The sequence below is a fragment of the Nocardia sp. CY15 genome, from assembly GCF_009829295.1.
Lineage (GTDB): Bacteria > Actinomycetota > Actinomycetes > Mycobacteriales > Mycobacteriaceae > Nocardia > Nocardia sputi.
The window spans coordinates 40,112-58,736 of record NZ_VUOT01000011.1; the positions used below are offsets into that span (position 1 = coordinate 40,112).

An 18,625-nucleotide genomic window follows, 5' to 3' on the forward strand; every position below is an offset into this window, starting at 1 on the left:
GACGAACCGCCCGGCAGCGGTCCGGCATCCGACCGGCGAAAGCTCCCGGACCAGATGTCGACGTCTCACGAGGGAACTTACTACCGAACAGTCGGTTTCTCGTGATGAGGTCGCGCAGGCTCATCCAGCCCGCTATCTCATCTATCTCATCGCACTCACCCGATGCGCCGCGTGCTCAGCGCTGCCACGGCAGGCAGCCCGCGGCACGCAGGCGGGTGGCCAAGCCGGAGCCGACGGTCGCGCTGGAACCGTTGCCCGCGGTGAGCGCGAGCAGGAGATCGAGGCCGAGGCCTGCTCCGAGGGAGCAGCCGAGCAGGTTGATGTCGACCGAGATGATCTCGTCCTTCGGCGCACCGGGCAGGGTCTCCTCGGCCTGCGCCGAACTCGCTCCGATCACGGTCGCGGCGGCCAGCGCCATGACGAGGGCTCCCGCTTGGATGGATCGCACTCAATTCCTCCTTGCACGCGTCGCCCGGCGCACTCTTATTGCCGGGCAAACGATCTGATGTGTGGTGAGCGTCGGCTTCCCGACAGCCCGCTGTCATTTGTTGACCGATCGGGCGCGGCGGAAACACCGATCGTCGGCAATCGCCCCATGCGGCGTCCCGATCGCCCATGCGGGATGCAGGGACAAGGTTGGGAGGCGGAGCCGAGCTCGTCCACCGAGAGGCCGTTTCAGAGGTCAGGGCCGGATGTGTTCCGGCCGGACGCCGAGCCCGATGAAGCGGCCCATCGCGTGGCGCAGCGCGGGCAGTCGCCGGAAAAGCCGGAAGATCGGGGGGACGTGGGTGGCTGTGTTGTCGTGCAGGTTCTTGGGATAGAGGTCGCGCAGAATGACCATCTGGAACAGCTGGGTCACTTTGACGGGCAGTTGGCGACGGGCCTGCACGCGCGGCGGATCGGCGTCGGTCAAGCTGTGTGCCAGCAGTTTCGGGCCGAGGATGTTCGCGGCCGCGACGGCATCCTGAATGGCCAGGTTGATGCCGACACCGCCCGCCGGTGACATGGCGTGCGCGGCGTCGCCGATGCAGAGCAGACCTGGTCGATACCAATTATCGAGCCGGTCCACCCGTACCGTGAGTTGATGGATGTCGTCCCAGCCCGCGAGTTCGTGAACACGGTCGCGCAACGCGGGAGCGAGTGCGCTTATTCTGTCGCGTAGCTCCCCGATGCCGAGCGCGCGCAATGCTTCGTAGGTATTCGTGGGGATGGTGTACGCCACCTGCCAGTAGTCACCGCGGTCGATGGCGACCAGCGCCCCTTTACCTCCTTGGAAGAACTCGACCCGGTCCGTCTCTCGCCGCGACAGCCGAAACCACAAGACGTCCATCGGTGGCGAGCTCACCTCGGCCCGCAGACCGGCTGCCTCGCGCATACGCGAGTGGCGGCCATCGGCGGCCACGACGAGATCGGCACGGATTTCGTAGTTCCCGGTGTCGGTGGTCGCTCGCACGCCGACGACACGGTCGTTCTCGATGAGCAGATCGGTTGCTTCGGCGCGCCGCCAGAGCTGGAAGCCCGGGAAAGCCACAGCCTTGGTCGCAAGGAAATTCAGGAACTCCCATTGCGGCAGGAACGCGATGTACGGGCTGCGGACCGGCAACTTACGGAAATCCGCGAATGTCACGGGCGTGCCGCCGACAGCGACAGTGACGCGATCCATGGTGCGGTGCGGGAGGCGGTGGAATTCGTCCAGCCAGCCGAGTTCGTGAATGAGTTCCTGAGTGGACGGATGGATGGTGTCGCCACGGAAATCTCGCAGGAAGTCCGCGTGTTTCTCCAGCACGACCACCTCGACGCCCTGCCGGGCCAGCAGCGTGCCCAGCATCATCCCGGCGGGACCGCCGCCCACTACGCAGCATCGCACCTTCATGTCATGCACCGGCGATCTTCCCTTCTTCGGATGGCGCGCGTCGAACAAGTCCGTGCAGCACGAGACCGGCCAGCTCGGCGGCATCGACCGGGATGCCGGTGCTGCGCCCGACAGCCAGCGTCGCGAACAGAGCGGTCGCGGTCGTGTGCGCGTCATGGGCACGCAGCTCCCCCGCGGCCACGCGTGAGCGCAGATACTCGGCCATCACGGCCTGACCTTCCCCCACGAACTCCGCCAGCACCGCCCGCACGTTCTCGCGCGAATGCCCGGCGGCGAAAAACAGCCTGATCAGCTTGGCATTGGCCGCCAGCACGCCGTCGAACTCACGCATGACCCGAGGCAAGACCTCGGTCGCCGGCCTGTCCTTCGCCTGTTCCAGGGATTCGCGCAACTGCCGCGAGAACCCGCGCTCCCGCAGCAACGCGGTCACCAACGCCTCTTTGCCCGCGAAATAGTGGTACAGCAGGCCCGGCGCCACCCCGGCGGAAGCCGCGATGTCCTTGACCGAAGCTCCATCGATCCCCTTGTCGGCGAATACTTCCAACGCCGCGTCGAGCAAGCGCTCGCGCCGCCACTCCGCCTGTTCTCGTCGACTTCCCACGCCTACTCCACTGATTGAACGATCATTCAACGAAGGAAACGTACCACGGTGGCCGTGGAAACGGACACTCTCCGAACACTCGTGTGCATGGATCACCTCAGGCGTCCGTTCGATCACCCGAGCGTGGTCCGAGGGGCCATGGTGCGGCGGGGCGTCCCACGCCCTGCGGTGGAATGTGCCTGGAGTCCAGGGTGATCAGCCCGCACACGGCCATGAGCGCGTCCGCGCGGTCTTCCAGATGGTGCCGGGCCGGGGTGATCACCGCGATCGCGCCCACGCGGCCGATCACGGTGAGCAGCGCCTCGAGCGACGCGGGCGCGGTGGGGCCTGCGACCAGCGTTCGTGCCAGATCGAAGCCCGACGACTTCGCCAGCACGCGGATCTCCAGTTCGTGCCGGCGCGCGCGGCGCCCGGAGATGTCGCGGCGCAGATACCCGACCACTTTCGGCTTCATGATCACCTCTCGTTCGATGGGTGCGCCCGCCGCCGGGGGCTTTCGCCACCGCTCGCGGCTCACCGCGTCCGGAGTGCCGCACCGACACGACATCACCCCGGCGGCGCGCGCACCTCGAGCCTCGAGGAACGGACGGAACATCGCGACGCTGTCAAGCGCACGGCACCGGGTGTGCGGAATCTGCGGTTGCCGCCCGCGGCCTGCGGATTCCTGCTTAAAGTTCGCGCACGACAGCGGGTTTCGGAACAGGGGGCCGAAAGTGTTCGACCACGAGATGGACGGCGTGTGGAAGTCGCCGCAATTCCGCAAGTTGCTCGCCGAGGGTCGGCCCGGTCAAGCCCTCGCCCTCGTCCGCAGAGAGATGGGCTTGTCGCAAGCCGACTTCGGCGCACTCCTGCACTGGGACCGCACTCACGCGGGCCGCGTGGAACGCGGTGAAGTGGGGACCATCTTCGACATCCGCGAACTCGTTCGCGCCGCCGACGCGCTGGGAGTGCCGCGCACGGCATTGCTTCCAATCTTGCTGGGACCGGTCGACCCGAGGACCATCGAAGGCGGGGGGAAAGGAGCCGACGACATGGACCGCAGACAATTCGGCCTGGCAGCAACAATCACCACTATGGCCGCAAGCGCACCCGCACAGTCTGCGCCGCCCCGGGTCGGGTCCGGCCATGTCGCCTACTTCCAGACACTGACGCAGCGCATGTGGAATCACGACAATCACTTCGGCGGCGGGGACATCGCCGAATTCGCGTTTCGGCAATATGGTTTGGCTCGCCGCCTGCTCGACCACGGTGGCTACGGCCGACACACCGGCCTCCGTCTGTTGGCCGAGACGAGCCGTCTTGCTCGCTGCGCCGGTTGGCTCTGCCTGGACGCTGGGCGATCCGCTGTCGCGCGGCAGTGCTACGTCGAAGCGGTGCTGATGGCCGAGCAGGCCGACAACGACGAATTACTCGCCAATGCGCTCGCCAGTTTGACGTTCTTGACCACCGACAGACCGACGAGCCGCGAACCCGTGCGGCTGGCTCAGCGCGCCAGCCACCTGGCTCGCCGAATCCCGTCGGCCCGGCTGAACGCGGTCCGATCCGCCCGTGAAGCCGTGGCACACGCGGCAATCGGGGAACGGCAGGACTTCGAACAGGCGATGACCCGAGCCTGGCGCGAGGTCGAGCGAGGACTCGACGATGTCGACGAGCCGGTCTGGCTGCACCACGTCACACCGTCCGAGATCAGGTCGATCGAGGCCCGGGGCCGCGTCTACTTGGGTCAGCACGACCGGGCCGTAAGCATCTACCGAGAAACGATCGGGGAACGCGGCACCCAGCGTCCACGAGACGAAGCCTCGTACCGCGCCTATTTCGCCGCCGCTCTCGCCGGGCTCGGCGACTCCACCGCGGCGATCACCGAAGCGCACACCGCCATGACCCTGTTGGAAGGCCCGGTCGACTCTCCGCGCCTACTGGCCGAACTGCGCCCGGTGCGAGTCGCCGCCGCACGCACGCGTGACGACGACGCGGAGCACTTCCGCCTCCGCTTCGACGCCCTCGCCCGCACGGCATAACCCGCAGTCAGGAACTCTGTACCGCCGATACTGCCAAGCCCACCACATCCTCATCCCGTAGAAGATCGAGCGCATGTAGCGGCATTCTCCAATTCAGCTGCTCGAATCGAGCGAAGAGGAAACGGAAGGGCGCACCGCGACGCTGTCAAGCGCACGGCACCGGGTGTGCGAAATCTGTGGTCGCCCCCCGCAGCCTGCAAAGTCGGGCTTAAAGTGCGCTCACAACAGGGATTTCGGGACAGGGGGCCGAAAGTGATCGACCACGAGATGGACGGCGTGTGGAAGTCGCCGCAATTCCGCAAGTTGCTCGCCGAGGGTCGGCCCGGTCAAGCCCTCGCCCTCGTCCGCAGAGAGATGGGCTTGTCGCAAGCCGACTTCGGCGCACTCCTGCACTGGGACCGCACTCACGCGGGCCGCGTGGAACGCGGTGAAGTGGGGACCATCTTCGACATCCGCGAACTCGTTCGCGCCGCCGACGCGCTGGGGATTCCCCGCTCCGCGCTGCTGCCCCTCTTGCTCGCGACACCCGATACGGGGACCATCGACTACGGGGGTGGCGAAGGAGTCGATGACGTGGACCGCAGACAATTCGGCCTGGCAGCGACAATAACGGCAGTGTCGGGTGTCTCCATACCGCCGACCAGGGCGGCTGAACCGATTCGGGTCGGCACCGGGCACGTCACTTATATTCGGGTGCTCACGCAACGGCTGTGGGAGCACGACAACCATCGTGGAGGTGGCGGCGTCTTCGACTACGCAGCGCGCCAATACGCCTCGGTACGGCGGCTGCTGGACTCCAGGTCGTACGGCCGCCACCTAGGGACCGAATTGGTGAGTGCCACCGGATGGCTGTCGAATACCGTTGCTTGGCTGGCTCGTGATAGCAATCGGCCCGGCACTGCCTGGCGGCAACTCACGGAATCGGTTCTGCTTGCCGAACAGTGCGGCGACAACGCCTTATTGGCCGCCGCCCTGGGAGACCTCGCGAATCTCGCCGCGTCCTCCCCCGCCTCTTTTGCCGAGCCCGTGCGCCTCGCACGGCGCTCGACAGAACTCGTCAGGGGCATACCGTCCGCTCGCATGAACGCGCTGAAGGCCGCCGAGGAGGCAACCGCGTACGCGGCCGTCGGTGACCAGCAGGAGTTCGATCGCGCGATGGCGCGAGTGTGGCGCGAGGCCGATCGCGGCCTCGACAATCCAGACGACCCGGCATGGTTGGAGCACGTGAACGAGGCCGAGTTGCACGCCCATGAGGCGCGAGGACTCCGGATGCTCGGGCACCACGGCCAGGCGGCCGAACTGTGCCGCCAGAGCGTGGCCCACGGGGGTTATTTCCCACGGGACGAAGCCTCGTACCGCGCCTATTTCGCCGCCGCTCTCGCCGGGCTCGGTGACTCCACCGCGGCGATCACCGAAGCGCACACCGCCCTGGCCCTCCTGGAAGGCCCCGTCAACTCTCCACGACTTCTGGCCGAATTACGCCCGGTCCGCGTAGCCGCCACCCGCACACGGGGAGACGACGCAGAACACTTCCGCCACCGATTCGACACCCTCGCCCGAACGGCCTGACTCGGAGAACAACAGACGCGATCTGCCTTTGCGGCATACGGTCAGGAGAAGATGGCGTGCACCTGGTCGACTGCTTCAGGCCCGTAGCCGACCGTGCCCACGGGCACCGCACCGTCGATCGCCTCGATGACGCGCCCGGCCCAAACGGGCCCGAACCCTCCGCACAGCTCGATCAATTGCACACCCTCGTCCACCAGGCGGCGCGCGACCTCGATGCCTTCCTCGGGCTTCTCCACCCCCACGAGGACAGTGCGGCACTTTCCGGTGTCCACGACGCTGACATCGCCGCCCGTGGCACTGCCGGCCGCTGTGTAGATGAATCCCCAGTGCATGAGCGCCATAGGTGTGTACCTCCTGAAACCGTCGAAGCCACCAGCCAAACAGATCTCGGGCGAAAACGTCCAGGAGCGCAGGTGAACCTGTGTGCTCCGCAGCTCGGACCGCCGATGTTCGCCCGGCGGAAGTCAGCCCAGGCGTCCGAGAAGGACGTCGCGCTGGTCGGCGACCATGGCGCGGATCGCGGTGACGACGGCGGCCACTTCCGGGCGGCGGAGCGTTTCGGTGCGGGCGACCAGCCAGTAGCCGAGGGTGACCGTGACCGAATCGGCCAGCACGCGAACGAGATCCGCGTGGCGATCGGCCATGAAGCAGGGCAGCAGGCCGAGGCCCGCTGCCGCGCGTGTGGCTTCCACATGCACGAAAACATTGGTGGAGGTGACGGATTCGCGCATCGCGGGCGCGAAGCTGGAGGCCAGGTCGAGGTCGTCGACTTGGAGCATGGAATCGATGAAGTACACCAGCGGGTGCTCGGCCAGGTCCTCGATCGTCGCGGGCGTGCCGTGGTCGCGCAGGTAATCGCGCGAGGCGTAGAGGCCGAGGCAATAGTCGGCCAGGTGGGTGGCGGTGGCGCGGTGCACTTGCGGCTCGCCGACGACGATCTCGAGGTCGAGTCCCGAACGTTGTTGCGACGTGCGCCGGGTGGTCGCCACGATCTCCACCGTGATCTTCGGGTGCTGCCGCTGCACTTCGGCGGCCGCTGGCGCGGCGATGTAGGCGCTGAAGCCGTCCGTCGCCGAGATGCGGACCACCCCTTCCAGCGATCGGTTCCCACCCGCGTCGCTCGCGAGGGACTTCACGGCCGATTCCACCGCCTCGGCGGCGGCGAGCGCCTCCTTGCCGAGATCGGTCAGCTCCCAGCCACCCGCCACCCGGGTGAGCACCCGGCCGCCGAGGGTGTGTTCCAGCGCGGCGATGCGGCGGGAGATCGTGGTGTGGTTGATGCCGAGTTCCTCGGCCGCGGTGACGAAGCGGCCGGACCGTCCGACCGCGAGCAGAACGAGGAGGTCGTCGGCGCTGGGACGTCGGGCAGACCCCGCGGAAGCCGGGCTCATCTCTGCATCTTCGCAGAACGGAACGGCCTGCCGCTCCGGCGACTGTTCGAAAGCGGCCGACCGCTCTGGGCCGGACCGACACCTGATCGTGGGCAGCACCGCAAGTTCTGCGTCACCAGGCCATACGCCGTTCGATAACGGGTCGTTGATCAGGTGTGAGGGAGTCCGCAGCGCATCACCCAGAGCGCGACCGAAGGAGCAATCCGCGCTCCGATAACGCCTACCTGATCGAAAACGCTTGCTTCCTCCGAGCGTCAGATCCGTTGCGCCTCAATAGTTGCTCTATCAACGATGGTTCCGCTCAGCACTAAACCGCCATACAATGAGCCATCATTCAGCGGCACAATATATAAGTATACGTAATGGTCGGGGCCCGGTGCCCGCAGCCGGTCGCGGCCCTCGGCGAATGGATCTCGGCATGGCAACAGCTCCAGCGGCTTCAGCGAAAACTTCGGAATGGTCCGTCGAGCGCAAAGGCGCCGAATGGGTCACCGATGAGGAGCGTCGAGGTAAACCGCGCGCGCAGTTCTGGCCGTGGGCGGGCACCAGTTGCAACGTGCTGCTGGTGTCGTTCGGTCCGTATGTCATGGCATTGGGCCTCGACTGGCACCTGGCGGCGCTGGCGGCGGCGGCCGGTGCGGTGCTGTCGTTCCTGCTGCTCGCTCTGGTGTCACTGGCCGGGCAGCGAGGCGGGGCGGCGACCATGGTGGCCGGCCGCGCGGCGTTCGGATTTCACGGCAACAAGGTGCCGACCTTGATCAGTTATCTGGCGTTGGTGGGGTGGGAGACCTTCTCGGCGGTCCTGGCGACCCTCGCGGCCCGCACCGTTGCCCATCGGCTCGACCCGGAGATGGATACCAGACCGCTCATGGTCGTCACCCTCTGCCTCGTCGTCCTGGCCAGCACGGTGGTCGGCATCTACGGCTGCCACGTGATCTTGCGGATCCAGAAGTGGTTCGCCCTGGTATTCACCGCGCTGTCGGTGGTCTACTGCGTGCTGACGCTGCCCGAGATCTCGTTCGCGACCCACGGCCGGGCCAGTTTCGGCGCGTTCACGGGCGGGATCATGTTGACCGCCAGTCTGCTCGGCCTGAGCTGGGTGAACTGCGCGGCCGACTACACCCGCTATCTGCCACGCGAGACCGGTAGAGGTGCGCTGGTGGGATGGATCACCTTCGGCGGCACCGCGCCCGCCGTCGTGTTGATGGGATTCGGGACGCTGCTGGCTGCCGGTGATCCGGAGGTCGCGGCCAGAGCCGCGACCGATCCGATCAGCGCCTTGTCGGCCCATCTGCCCACCTGGTTCTTGGTGCCGTATCTGATCCTGGCGTTGGTGGGTTTCGTGTCCGGCTCCATCATCGGCCTGTACTCCTCGGGCCTGGCGTTGCAGACCTTGGGCGTGCGGATGCCGAGGCACTACACCGTGCTCATCGACGCGGTGCTGATCGCGGGCGCCGGTGGCTATGTCGTCTTCGCCGCTCCGGGCTTCTTCGCCCCGTTCCAGGCATTCCTGACCACGACGGCGGTGGTGATGGCCGCCTGGTCCGGAATCTTCGTCGTCGACCTGTGGCAGCGACGCCACATCGGCTACGACCGGACGGCCCTGTTCAGCCCGGTCGGCGCTTACGGCAGGGTGAACCGTGCCGGGGTCGGCTGCCTGACCGTCGCGACCCTCGTCGGGTTCGGCTTGATCACCTCGCCCGATCCGCACATCGGCCCGCTGCTCGGATATCTGTTCACTCCAGCCGCCCGCGCCGGCGGCTTGGGCAGCAGCAATCTCGGCATATTCGTCGCGCTGGTCCTCGCGACCGCGGGCTACGCGGCCCTGCACCGAGTACGCCCATCCGCCCCGCAGAACACGACCGAAGCGATCGAGAACCGTGATACGAACCTGATCGGGGTCACCACGTAGAGCTCTTCGCCCTGAGCCGATCACCGGCTCCGCCGAGCGGATCGCGCACCGGGCCGCATCCGAAATTCGCGCCCGTTCCGGGCCCGTGAACGCCTGCCGACTTCAGCCTGAATGCTGCCGCAGCCGCAGTTATCTGCATCTTTGCAGAACCGAACTGCATTAATAGTCATTGCGGCGCGATTCGTCTGCACCAATACTCTGTGCAGCCAAGCATTGTGGGGGCCATCACACCGAGACCCGGCGTGTGGCCCCGGGCACGAAGGAGAAGTGCGATGAGGGAGCACAGCGCCGGAGCGACACCGGCGAAGGACGCGGAGGGCACGACCAGCGGCCTGCGCCGCGTGGTGGCCGCGTCGATGGCGGGCACGGTCGTGGAGTGGTACGAGTTCTTCCTCTACGGCACCGCCGCCACGCTGGTGTTCAGTAAGGTGTTCTTCGCCAAGGGCACCAGCGATCTGGACGCCATCCTCGCCGCGTTCGTGACCTACGCGGTCGGTTTCGCGGCGCGCCCGCTCGGCGGCGTGGTCTTCGGACATTTCGGCGACAAGTACGGCCGCAAGAAGCTGCTGCAATTCAGCCTGATCCTGGTGGGCAGCGCGACGTTCCTGATGGGCTGCCTGCCCACCTTCGGGCAGATCGGCTACTGGGCGCCCGCCCTGCTGGTGGCGCTGCGCTTCATCCAGGGTTTCGCGGTCGGCGGGGAATGGGGCGGCGCGGTGCTGCTGGTCGCCGAGCACAGTCCCAGTCGCAGCCGGGGGTTCTGGGCGAGCTGGCCACAAGCGGGCGTCCCTGCGGGCAACCTGCTGGCGACGGTCGTGCTGTTGGTCCTCACCTCCACGTTGTCGGACGAGTCGTTCCTCGGCTGGGGCTGGCGAGTGGCGTTCTGGTTGTCGGCGGTGGTGGTGCTGATCGGCTACTACATCCGCACCAAGATCACCGACGCGCCGATCTTCGTCGCGGCGCAGCAGGAAGCCGAGCAGATCAAGGCGACGTCGCTGAGCGTGGTCGAGGTGCTGCGCCGCTACCCGCGCGGCGTACTCACCGCGATGGGACTGCGTTTCGGCGAGAACGTCATGTACTACCTGGTGGTCACGTTCACGATCACCTATCTGAAGGTGCAGGTGCACGCCGACACCGAGGTCATCCTGTGGTGGCTGCTGGCCGCGCACGCGGTGCACTTCGTGACGATTCCGCTGGTGGGCCGGCTGTCCGACCGCTTCGGCCGCAAACCGGTCTACCTGGTCGGCGCGCTGACCGCGGGCACCTGGGGCTTCTTCGCCTTCCCCATGATGGACAGCGGCCACAACGTGGTCATCATGTCCGCCATCATCATCGGCCTGGTCTTCCACGCCTTCATGTACGCCGGGCAGCCCGCGATCATGGCCGAGATGTTCCCCACCCGGATGCGCTATTCCGGTGTGTCCCTCGGCTACCAGGTGACCTCGATCGTGGCCGGTTCGCTGGCGCCGATCATCGCCGTCCGGCTGCTGAACACCTACCACTCCGCGGTGCCGATCGCCTGGTATCTGGCGGGCGCGGCGGCGGTGAGCGCGATCGCCGTGCTCGTCGCGAAAGAGACGAAGGGGCTGTCCTTGGAGAGCATCGATCACGCCGACGCCGCGAGCCTGGGCGCGCGCACCGAGGTGACCGTGCGATGAGTGATCTGACGGGGCGCGGCGCTCTGGTCACCGGCGGCGCGAGCGGTATCGGCGCGGCGTGCGCCCGTGCGCTCGCGGCGCGGGGAGCCACGGTGACGGTGGCCGACGTCGACGAAGCCGGCGCGAAGGCGATGGCCGGGGAACTCGGCGGCAAGTCATGGGCGGTCGATCTGCTCGACGTGACGTCGCTGGAGGAGCTGGAACTCGACATCGACATCCTGGTGAACAACGCCGGGGTGCAGCACATCAGCCCGATCGAAGACTTCGCGCCGCAGCGTTTCCGAGATCTGCTCACGCTGATGGTCGAGGCGCCGTTCCTGCTGGTGCGCGCCGCTCTGCCGCACATGTACCGGCAGGGCTGGGGGCGAATCGTCAACATCTCCTCGGTGCACGGCCTGCGCGCCTCCGAATTCAAGGTCGCCTACGTCACGGCCAAACACGGGCTGGAGGGGTTGTCGAAGGTCACCGCACTGGAGGGCGGACCGCACGGGGTGACGAGCAACTGCGTCAACCCCGGCTATGTGCGAACACCGTTGGTGGACAAGCAGATCGCCGACCAGGCCAAGGCGCACGGCGTGCCCGAACAGGAGGTGGTGGAGAGGATCCTGCTCACCGAGAGCGCGATCAAACGCCTCGTCGAGCCGGAGGAGGTCGCCTCGCTGGTGAGCTGGCTCGCGTCGCCGGAGGCGGGCATGGTCACCGGCGCGGCATACACGATGGACGGGGGGTGGAGCGCGCGATGAGGGCGCGCTCACCCCAGCGCCGTCAGCGCCATCCTGCGCAGCACCGGCCTGGCCCTGGCGGCGGTCGCGTCGCTCGCGCTGTGCGGGGTGGAGTTGATCAGGCCGAAGACGGCGTGGGCCTGCACCCGCGCCGTCTCCTCGGGTAGTTCCGGATGCAGCTCGCGCAGCACGCCCACCCAGATCTCCACGTACTGGCGCTGGGTGCGGCGGATCTCGCGGCGGGCCGGGGCGGGCACATTGTCCAGGTCCCGGTCCTGGATGCGGATCAGCTCCGGTTCGCCGAGCGCGAAGTCCAAGTGGTGATCGACCAGCCCGGCAAGCGCCTGCTCGGCGGAATTCGTGCCCGCCACCACCGCCTTGCCGCCGTCGAGCAGGCGCTGACTCACCCCGACCAGCAACTCGACCAACAGCGCTTCTTTGTTCGGGAAGTGCCGGTAGACCGCCGGACCGCTGATGCCGACAGCGGCCCCCAAGTCGTCCAAGCGCATGCCGAGGAAGCCGCGATCGGCGATCAACCGCGCCCCGGCTTCCAGCAGTTGCGTCCTGCGTTGCGCCTTCAGTTGCTCACGGCGAGTGGGCGCGACGGATTCGGCACTGGTCACACGCGTTCCTTTCCACCGACCTGGACAACTCGGTTAATCAACACTAACCTGAATTCCAGTTATCGTCGACTAACTGGACGACAGGATGGCGTGATGACCGTTACCGAAGAGGCCGTCGACAATCGCGCCGCGCACGCGGCGCTGGTCGACGACCTGCGCGCCCGGCTGGCCGCCGCGTCGCTCGGCGGGCCCGCGAAGGCGCGCGATCGCCACGTCGCGCGCGGCAAGCTGCTGCCCAGGCAGCGGGTGGACCGGCTGCTGGATCCGGGCAGCCCGTTTCTCGAGCTCTCCCCGCTGGCCGCGACCGGGATGTACGGCGACGAGTCCCCCGGCGCCGGGATCATCACCGGGATCGGCCGGGTGTCCGGGCGCGAATGCGTGATCGTGGCCAACGACGCGACGGTCAAGGGCGGCACCTATTACCCCATGACGGTGAAGAAGCATCTGCGCGCGCAGGAGATCGCGTTGCAGAACCGGTTGCCGTGCGTGTATCTGGTCGACTCCGGCGGTGCGTACCTGCCTCACCAGGACGAGGTCTTCCCCGACCGGGAGCATTTCGGGCGCATCTTCTTCAATCAGGCGACCATGAGCGCCAAGGGAATTCCGCAGATCGCCGCGGTACTCGGCTCCTGCACCGCCGGAGGCGCCTACGTGCCCGCGATGAGCGACGAGGCCGTGATCGTGCGCAATCAGGGCACCATCTTCCTCGGTGGCCCGCCGCTGGTGAAGGCCGCGACCGGGGAGGTGGTCACGGCCGAGGAGCTCGGCGGCGGTGAGCTGCACTCGCGCACCTCCGGCGTCACCGACCATCTCGCCGAGGACGACCAGGACGCGCTGCGCATCGTGCGCCGCATCGTGGCCACCCTCGCACCGCGCACGCCCGTCCCGTGGGAGGTGCGGCCCACCATCGCACCCGCCGCGCCACAGTCGGAGCTCTACGACGTGGTGCCGGTCGACCTGCGCACCCCCTACGACGTGCGTGAGGTGATCCATCGCCTGGTCGACGGAACTCCCGACGGCGAGAGCGGCTTCCACGAGTTCAAGGCCGAATACGGCAAGACCCTGGTCACCGGATTCGCGCACATCCACGGGCATCCGGTGGGCATCGTCGCGAACAACGGCGTGCTGTTCAGCGAATCCGCCATGAAGGGCGCCCATTTCATCGAGCTGTGCGACAAACGCAGCATCCCGCTGCTGTTCCTGCAGAACATCACCGGCTTCATGGTCGGCCGCGACTACGAGGCGGGCGGTATCGCCAAGCACGGCGCGAAGATGGTCACCGCGGTGGCCTGCGCGCGCGTGCCGAAGCTCACCGTGGTGATCGGCGGCTCCTACGGCGCGGGCAACTATTCGATGTGCGGGCGCGCGTATTCCCCGCGGTTTCTGTGGATGTGGCCGAACGCCCGGATCTCGGTGATGGGCGGCGAGCAGGCGGCGTCGGTGCTGTCGACGGTGCGCGGCGACCAGCTCGACAGCAGCGGGCAGCCTTGGTCAGGCCCGGGCGGGAGTAGGGAGGGATCAGTCGCAGCCGAGGAGGCGTTCAAGGCCTCGATCCGGGAACAGTACGAAAGCCAGGGCAACCCCTACTACTCGACCGCCCGGTTGTGGGACGACGGCGTCATAGATCCGGCAGACACCAGAACCGTTTTGGGACTGGCTCTTTCGGTATGTGCGCAAGCCCCGCTCGAACCGGTCTCCTACGGCGTTTTCCGGATGTGATGGCGATGTTGAACAAATCCGTTCCCGTCGGATTCGACACCGTGCTCGTCGCCAACCGCGGTGAGATCGCGGTACGGGTTATCCGTACTCTGCGTGCCTTGGGCATTCGCTCGGTGGCGGTCTACAGCGACGCCGACGCCGACGCCCGCCACGTCCACGAAGCCGACACGGCGGTGCGCCTGGGCCCGGCCCCCGCCCGGGAGAGCTACCTCGCCATCGACCGCGTGGTGGCCGCCGCCGTGCGCACCGGCGCGCAAGCGGTTCACCCCGGCTACGGCTTCCTCTCGGAGAACGCCGCCTTCGCCGCCGCGCTGGCCGAGGCGGGCATCGTCTTCCTCGGCCCACCGCCTCGCGCGATCGAGGTGATGGGCGACAAGATCACCGCGAAGAACACCGTGGCCGCGTTCGGCGTCCCGGTGGTGCCCGGCATCGCCACACCCGGTCTGACCGACGACGAGCTGATCGCCGCGGCCGCCGAAGTCGGGTATCCGGTGCTGGTCAAGCCGTCCGCGGGCGGTGGAGGCAAGGGCATGCGCCGGGTGGACGATCCGGCTCGGCTGCCGGAGGCGCTGCGCAGCGCCCGACGTGAAGCCGCCGCCGCGTTCGGCGACGACACGCTGTTCCTGGAACGCTTCGTCACTCGGCCGCGGCACATCGAGGTGCAGATCCTCGCCGACCAGTTCGGCAATGTGCTGCACCTGGGCGAGCGCGAGTGCAGCTTGCAGCGCCGCCACCAGAAGGTGATCGAGGAGGCTCCCTCGCCGCTGCTCGACGCCGCCACCAGGGCCAGAATCGGAGCCGCCGCCTGCAACACCGCGCGCAGCGTGAATTACGTGGGCGCGGGCACGGTGGAGTTCATCGTCTCCGCCGACCGCCCCGACGAGTTCTTCTTCATGGAGATGAACACCCGCTTGCAGGTGGAGCACCCCGTGACCGAGCTGGTCACCGGCATCGACCTGGTGGAAAGCCAGGTACGGGTGGCGGCGGGACAGAAGCTGGCGGTGGCGCAGGACGACATCCGCATGGTCGGGCACGCGATCGAGGCCAGGGTGTACGCCGAGGATCCCGGGCGCGGATTCCTGCCTACCGGCGGCACGGTGCTCGACCTCGACGAGCCGCAGGGCCCCGGGGTGCGGGTCGATTCGGGCCTGCGGATCGGCACGCGCGTCGGCAGCGACTACGACCCGATGCTGTCGAAGGTCATCGCGCATGCCGGTGACCGCGCCGCCGCGCTCGCGAAACTCGACCGGGCGCTGGCCGACACGGTCCTGCTCGGCGTGACCAGCAATATCGAGTTCCTGCGCTTCCTGCTGGCCGACCCGGACGTGGCCGAGGGTCGGCTGGACACCGACCTGCTGGACCGGCGGGTGGCCGACTTCCATCCCGCCCCGGTCGGCGACGACGAGTTCGTCGCCGCGGCGGCCTGGCACTGGCTGCGCCGCTGGCCGGCCGCGCCGCGCGATCCCTGGGAAGTCCCGTCCGGCTGGCGGATCGGGGCCGACGCGCCCACACCGATCCGGCTCGCGGGCGGCGAGCGGGTCGAGCACGTCTACCTCTCCGGCACACCCGACAACGGCGCGGTGCGGGTCGGTGACGGCGAAAGTCTCTCGCTGACAGCCTCTTTCACCGATTCCCGCGATCCGTACGCGGGCGTGCTCACCCTCACCCGCGACGGCCTGCGCCGCACCTACCGGGTCGCAGAGCATGACGGCCTGCTGTGGGTGGCCGGACCGTCGGGCATCGCGGGGTTGCGCGAAGTGGCCGAGACGAACGTGCGCGGCGGTGACGAACACGTCGGCGACGCCGAAATCCGCTCTCCCATGCCCGGTTCGGTGATCGCGATACCGGTCGCTTCCGGCGCCGCCGTCGCCGCGGGCGATCCGGTGGTCATCGTGGAGGCGATGAAGATGGAGCACTCGCTCACCGCGCCGGTCGCCGGAACCGTCGAACTGCTGGTCGAGCCCGGCGTCCAGGTGCGCCTCGACCAAGTGCTGGCGCGCGTCGTCGCGCAGGCCGAAACGAACCACGCCGAACAGGCCGAACGAGAAGGAACCCCCACATGACCGACTTCCTGTCCACCGGCACGCTGCCGGAGGAGTACCGGGATCTCGCGCTGACCGTGCGCGACTTCGCACGGTCGGTGGTCGCGCCGGTGGCGGCCGAGCACGACGCGAACCACACCTTTCCCTACGCAGTCGTCGCGGGAATGGCCGAGATGGGTCTGTTCGGCCTGCCGTTCCCCGAGGAGTACGGCGGCATGGGCGGCGACTACTTCGCCTTGTGCCTGGCGCTCGAGGAGCTGGGCAAGGTCGACCAGAGCGTGGCGATCACGCTGGAAGCCGGTGTCTCGCTGGGCGCGATGCCGATCTACCGCTTCGGCAACGACAAGCAGAAACAAGAATGGCTGCCGCAGCTGACCAGCGGCCGCAACCTCGCCGCGTTCGGACTCACCGAACCGGGCGCGGGCAGCGACGCGGGCGGCACCAGGACCACCGCGGTCGCCGACGGCGGCGAATGGATCATCAACGGCAGCAAGCAGTTCATCACCAACTCCGGCACCGACATCACCAAGCTCGTCACGGTCACCGCGGTCACCGGGCAGACCGGCGGCAAGAAGGAGATCTCGACCATCCTGGTGCCGACCGACACACCCGGTTTCGTCGCCGAGCCCGCGTACAACAAGGTGGGCTGGAACGCCTCCGACACCCATCCGCTCAGCTTCACCGACGTGCGCGTGCCCGAGGACAACCTGCTCGGCGAGCGCGGCCGCGGCTACGCGAACTTCCTGCGCATCCTCGACGAAGGGCGCATCGCCATCGCCGCGCTCTCGGTAGGGGCCGCGCAGGGCTGCGTGGACGAGAGCGTCCGCTATGCCAAGGAGCGGGAAGCGTTCGGCCAGGCGATCGGGCGCAACCAGGCCATCGCTTTCAAGATCGCGAGGATGGAAGCGCGGGCGCATGCCGCCAGGACGGCCTACTACGACGCCGCGGCGCTGATGCTGGCGGGCAAGCCGTTCAAGAAGCAGGCGTCCATCGCGAAGCTGGTGGCCAGCGAGGCCGCCATGGACAACGCCCGCGACGCGACACAGATCTTCGGCGGCTACGGCTTCATGAACGAATACGCCGTCGCCCGGCACTATCGCGACAGCAAGATCCTGGAAATCGGCGAGGGGACGACGGAGGTTCAGCTGATGCTGATCGGACGGGAGCTGGGCCTGTGACCCGGCGCGCGGTCGTGCAACGCGGCCTGTGGTTCGAAGAGTTCGACACCGAGGTGGTCTACGAGCACCGACCGGGCCGCACCATCACCGAGGCCGACAACGTCCTGTTCACCACGCTGACCATGAACACGCAAGCGCTGCACTTGGACGCGGCGTTCAGCGAGCGGCTGCCCCCGTTCAACCAGCGGTTGGTGAACTCCATGTTCACGCTGTCCACCCTGATCGGGTTGTCGGTGGCGCAGCTGACCCAGGGCACCATCGTGGCCAACCTCGGCTTCTCGGAGGTGGCGTTCCCCAAGCCGCTGTTCCACGGCGACACCATGTACGCCGAGACCGTGGTCACCGACAAGCGCGAGTCGAACAGCCGCCCCGGAGAGGGCATCGTGACCTTCGCGCACACGGCACGCAACCAGCACGGCGACGTCGTCGCCACCGCGGTCCGCAAGACGCTGGTCCGCAAAGCTCCGCCCTCCGCGGAGACGTCCGCCCCGGAAGGGGACCTGGCATGAGCTGGCAGATGGCGGGACCGGCGTGGTTGTTCTGCCCGGCCGATCGTCCCGAACGCTTCGCGAAGGCGGCCGCGGCGGCGGACGTGGTGATCCTGGACCTGGAGGACGGCGTCGCCGCGCACGACAAGGCATCGGCGCGCAAGGCGCTGCTGGACACGCCGCTGGACCCGGAGACCACCGTGGTGCGGGTCAACGCGGCCGGCACCGACGAGCACGCGCTCGATCTCGCGGCGCTGGCCGACACCGCCTACCGACGGCTGATGCTGCCGAAATGCGAGTCGGCCGAACAGGTCTCGGCGCTGGCGGACTACGAGGTGATCGCGCTGATCGAGTCACCCCTCGGCGCGCTCACGGTCGGCGAGGCGGCGGCGAGCAACGCGATCGGCGTCATGTGGGGCGCGGAGGACCTGGTGGCCGGGCTCGGCGGCACCGCGAGCAGGCACGCCGACGGGAGCTATCGCGACGTGGCCCGGCATGTGCGCTCGACCACGTTGCTGGCCGCCAAGGCGCACGGCAAGTTCGCCCTGGACTCGGTGTATCTGAACATTCGCGATCCGGAGGGTCTGCGCGCCGAAGCCGAGGACGCGGTCGCTGTCGGTTTCGACGCCAAGGTCGCGATCCACCCGTCCCAGGTGCCGGTGCTGCGGGCCGCCTACGCGCCGTCCCAGCAGGAGCTCGCCTGGGCCATGCGAGTGCTGGAGGAGGCGCCGAAGCATCGCGGTGTCTTCGCCCTCGAGGGCAGGATGGTCGATGGCCCCGTGTTCCGGCACGCCGAGCAGATCGTGCGGCGCGCCGACCGCGACTGAGCAC

The 18,625-nt window shown here is 67.9% G+C and carries 17 protein-coding genes; 10 read left to right on the top strand and 7 right to left on the bottom strand.

Features of this window, described 5'->3' with window-relative positions; all coding sequences use genetic code 11:
- Positions 1-175 precede the first annotated feature (175 nt).
- The 4 genes from GVY39_RS15290 to GVY39_RS15305 form a co-directional block, all read right to left on the bottom strand.
- A complete protein-coding gene (locus GVY39_RS15290) occupies positions 176-448 on the bottom strand; it encodes a hypothetical protein (RefSeq protein WP_159924868.1) in 273 nt (90 codons plus the stop codon).
- A 234-nt stretch (positions 449-682) separates the two neighbouring features.
- Positions 683-1,873, bottom strand: coding sequence for an FAD-dependent oxidoreductase (locus tag GVY39_RS15295; RefSeq protein WP_159925149.1), 1,191 nt, complete (start codon positions 1,871-1,873; stop codon positions 683-685).
- 1 nt (position 1,874) lies between these two features.
- Positions 1,875-2,432 (bottom strand): TetR/AcrR family transcriptional regulator, encoded by a 558-nt coding sequence (locus GVY39_RS15300; RefSeq protein WP_159924870.1) that lies wholly within the window; start codon positions 2,430-2,432, stop codon positions 1,875-1,877.
- 139 nt (positions 2,433-2,571) lie between these two features.
- A complete protein-coding gene (locus GVY39_RS15305; RefSeq protein ID WP_159924872.1) occupies positions 2,572-2,928 on the bottom strand; it encodes a hypothetical protein in 357 nt (118 codons plus the stop codon).
- Here GVY39_RS15305 and GVY39_RS15310 point away from each other — a divergent pair.
- Together GVY39_RS15310 and GVY39_RS15315 are read left to right on the top strand one after the other, a co-directional pair.
- Entirely contained in the window at positions 2,927-4,492 is a 1,566-nt protein-coding gene (locus GVY39_RS15310) for a helix-turn-helix domain-containing protein (protein ID WP_159924874.1), read from the top strand. The two genes, GVY39_RS15305 and GVY39_RS15310, sit on opposite strands and share 2 nt — an antisense overlap.
- Positions 4,493-4,744: 252 nt before the next feature.
- Positions 4,745-6,061, top strand: a complete 1,317-nt coding sequence (locus GVY39_RS15315; RefSeq protein WP_159924876.1) for a helix-turn-helix domain-containing protein — start codon at positions 4,745-4,747, stop codon at positions 6,059-6,061.
- A 41-nt stretch (positions 6,062-6,102) separates the two neighbouring features.
- Here the strand turns inward: GVY39_RS15315 and GVY39_RS15320 are convergent, their stop codons facing one another.
- Positions 6,103-6,402 carry a DUF6506 family protein gene (locus GVY39_RS15320; RefSeq protein ID WP_159924878.1) on the bottom strand — a complete coding sequence of 100 codons (300 nt, stop codon included), beginning with the start codon at positions 6,400-6,402 and terminating at the stop codon, positions 6,103-6,105.
- A gap of 123 nt (positions 6,403-6,525) precedes the next feature.
- Positions 6,526-7,452 (bottom strand): LysR family transcriptional regulator, encoded by a 927-nt coding sequence (locus tag GVY39_RS15325; protein ID WP_159924880.1) that lies wholly within the window; start codon positions 7,450-7,452, stop codon positions 6,526-6,528.
- A 418-nt stretch (positions 7,453-7,870) separates the two neighbouring features.
- Here GVY39_RS15325 and GVY39_RS15330 point away from each other — a divergent pair, with 418 nt between their 5' ends.
- The 3 genes from GVY39_RS15330 to GVY39_RS15340 all read left to right on the top strand — a co-directional run bounded on the left by GVY39_RS15330 (position 7,871) and on the right by GVY39_RS15340 (position 11,765).
- Positions 7,871-9,364: a cytosine permease gene (locus GVY39_RS15330; protein WP_159924882.1), complete on the top strand. Its 1,494-nt coding sequence runs from the start codon at positions 7,871-7,873 to the stop codon at positions 9,362-9,364.
- Positions 9,365-9,636: 272 nt separating this feature from the next.
- On the top strand, positions 9,637-11,022 hold the full coding sequence (locus GVY39_RS15335; protein WP_159924884.1) for an MFS transporter: 1,386 nt from the start codon (positions 9,637-9,639) through the stop codon (positions 11,020-11,022).
- Entirely contained in the window at positions 11,019-11,765 is a 747-nt protein-coding gene (locus tag GVY39_RS15340; RefSeq protein ID WP_159924886.1) for a 3-hydroxybutyrate dehydrogenase, read from the top strand. Before GVY39_RS15335 ends, GVY39_RS15340 begins: the two co-directional genes overlap by 4 nt.
- Before the next feature lie 8 nt (positions 11,766-11,773).
- Here the strand turns inward: GVY39_RS15340 and GVY39_RS15345 are convergent, their stop codons facing one another.
- Positions 11,774-12,367, bottom strand: coding sequence for a TetR/AcrR family transcriptional regulator (locus tag GVY39_RS15345; RefSeq protein ID WP_159924888.1), 594 nt, complete (start codon positions 12,365-12,367; stop codon positions 11,774-11,776).
- A gap of 93 nt (positions 12,368-12,460) precedes the next feature.
- Between GVY39_RS15345 and GVY39_RS15350 the strand changes: the two genes are divergently transcribed.
- Genes GVY39_RS15350 through GVY39_RS15370 form a run of 5 tightly spaced genes read left to right on the top strand, consistent with a single transcriptional unit; the run spans position 12,461 to position 18,621 of the window.
- A complete protein-coding gene (locus GVY39_RS15350) occupies positions 12,461-14,086 on the top strand; it encodes a carboxyl transferase domain-containing protein (RefSeq protein ID WP_159924890.1) in 1,626 nt (541 codons plus the stop codon).
- A 5-nt stretch (positions 14,087-14,091) separates the two neighbouring features.
- Positions 14,092-16,149 (top strand): biotin carboxylase N-terminal domain-containing protein, encoded by a 2,058-nt coding sequence (locus GVY39_RS15355; protein ID WP_159924892.1) that lies wholly within the window; start codon positions 14,092-14,094, stop codon positions 16,147-16,149.
- Positions 16,146-17,306: an acyl-CoA dehydrogenase family protein gene (locus GVY39_RS15360; protein ID WP_159924894.1), complete on the top strand. Its 1,161-nt coding sequence runs from the start codon at positions 16,146-16,148 to the stop codon at positions 17,304-17,306. Before GVY39_RS15355 ends, GVY39_RS15360 begins: the two co-directional genes overlap by 4 nt.
- Positions 17,303-17,815, top strand: coding sequence for a MaoC family dehydratase (locus tag GVY39_RS15365; RefSeq protein WP_159924896.1), 513 nt, complete (start codon positions 17,303-17,305; stop codon positions 17,813-17,815). The genes GVY39_RS15360 and GVY39_RS15365 overlap by 4 nt, the downstream gene beginning before the upstream one ends.
- Positions 17,812-18,621 (top strand): CoA ester lyase, encoded by an 810-nt coding sequence (locus GVY39_RS15370; RefSeq protein ID WP_159924898.1) that lies wholly within the window; start codon positions 17,812-17,814, stop codon positions 18,619-18,621. Before GVY39_RS15365 ends, GVY39_RS15370 begins: the two co-directional genes overlap by 4 nt.
- Positions 18,622-18,625 lie beyond the last annotated feature (4 nt).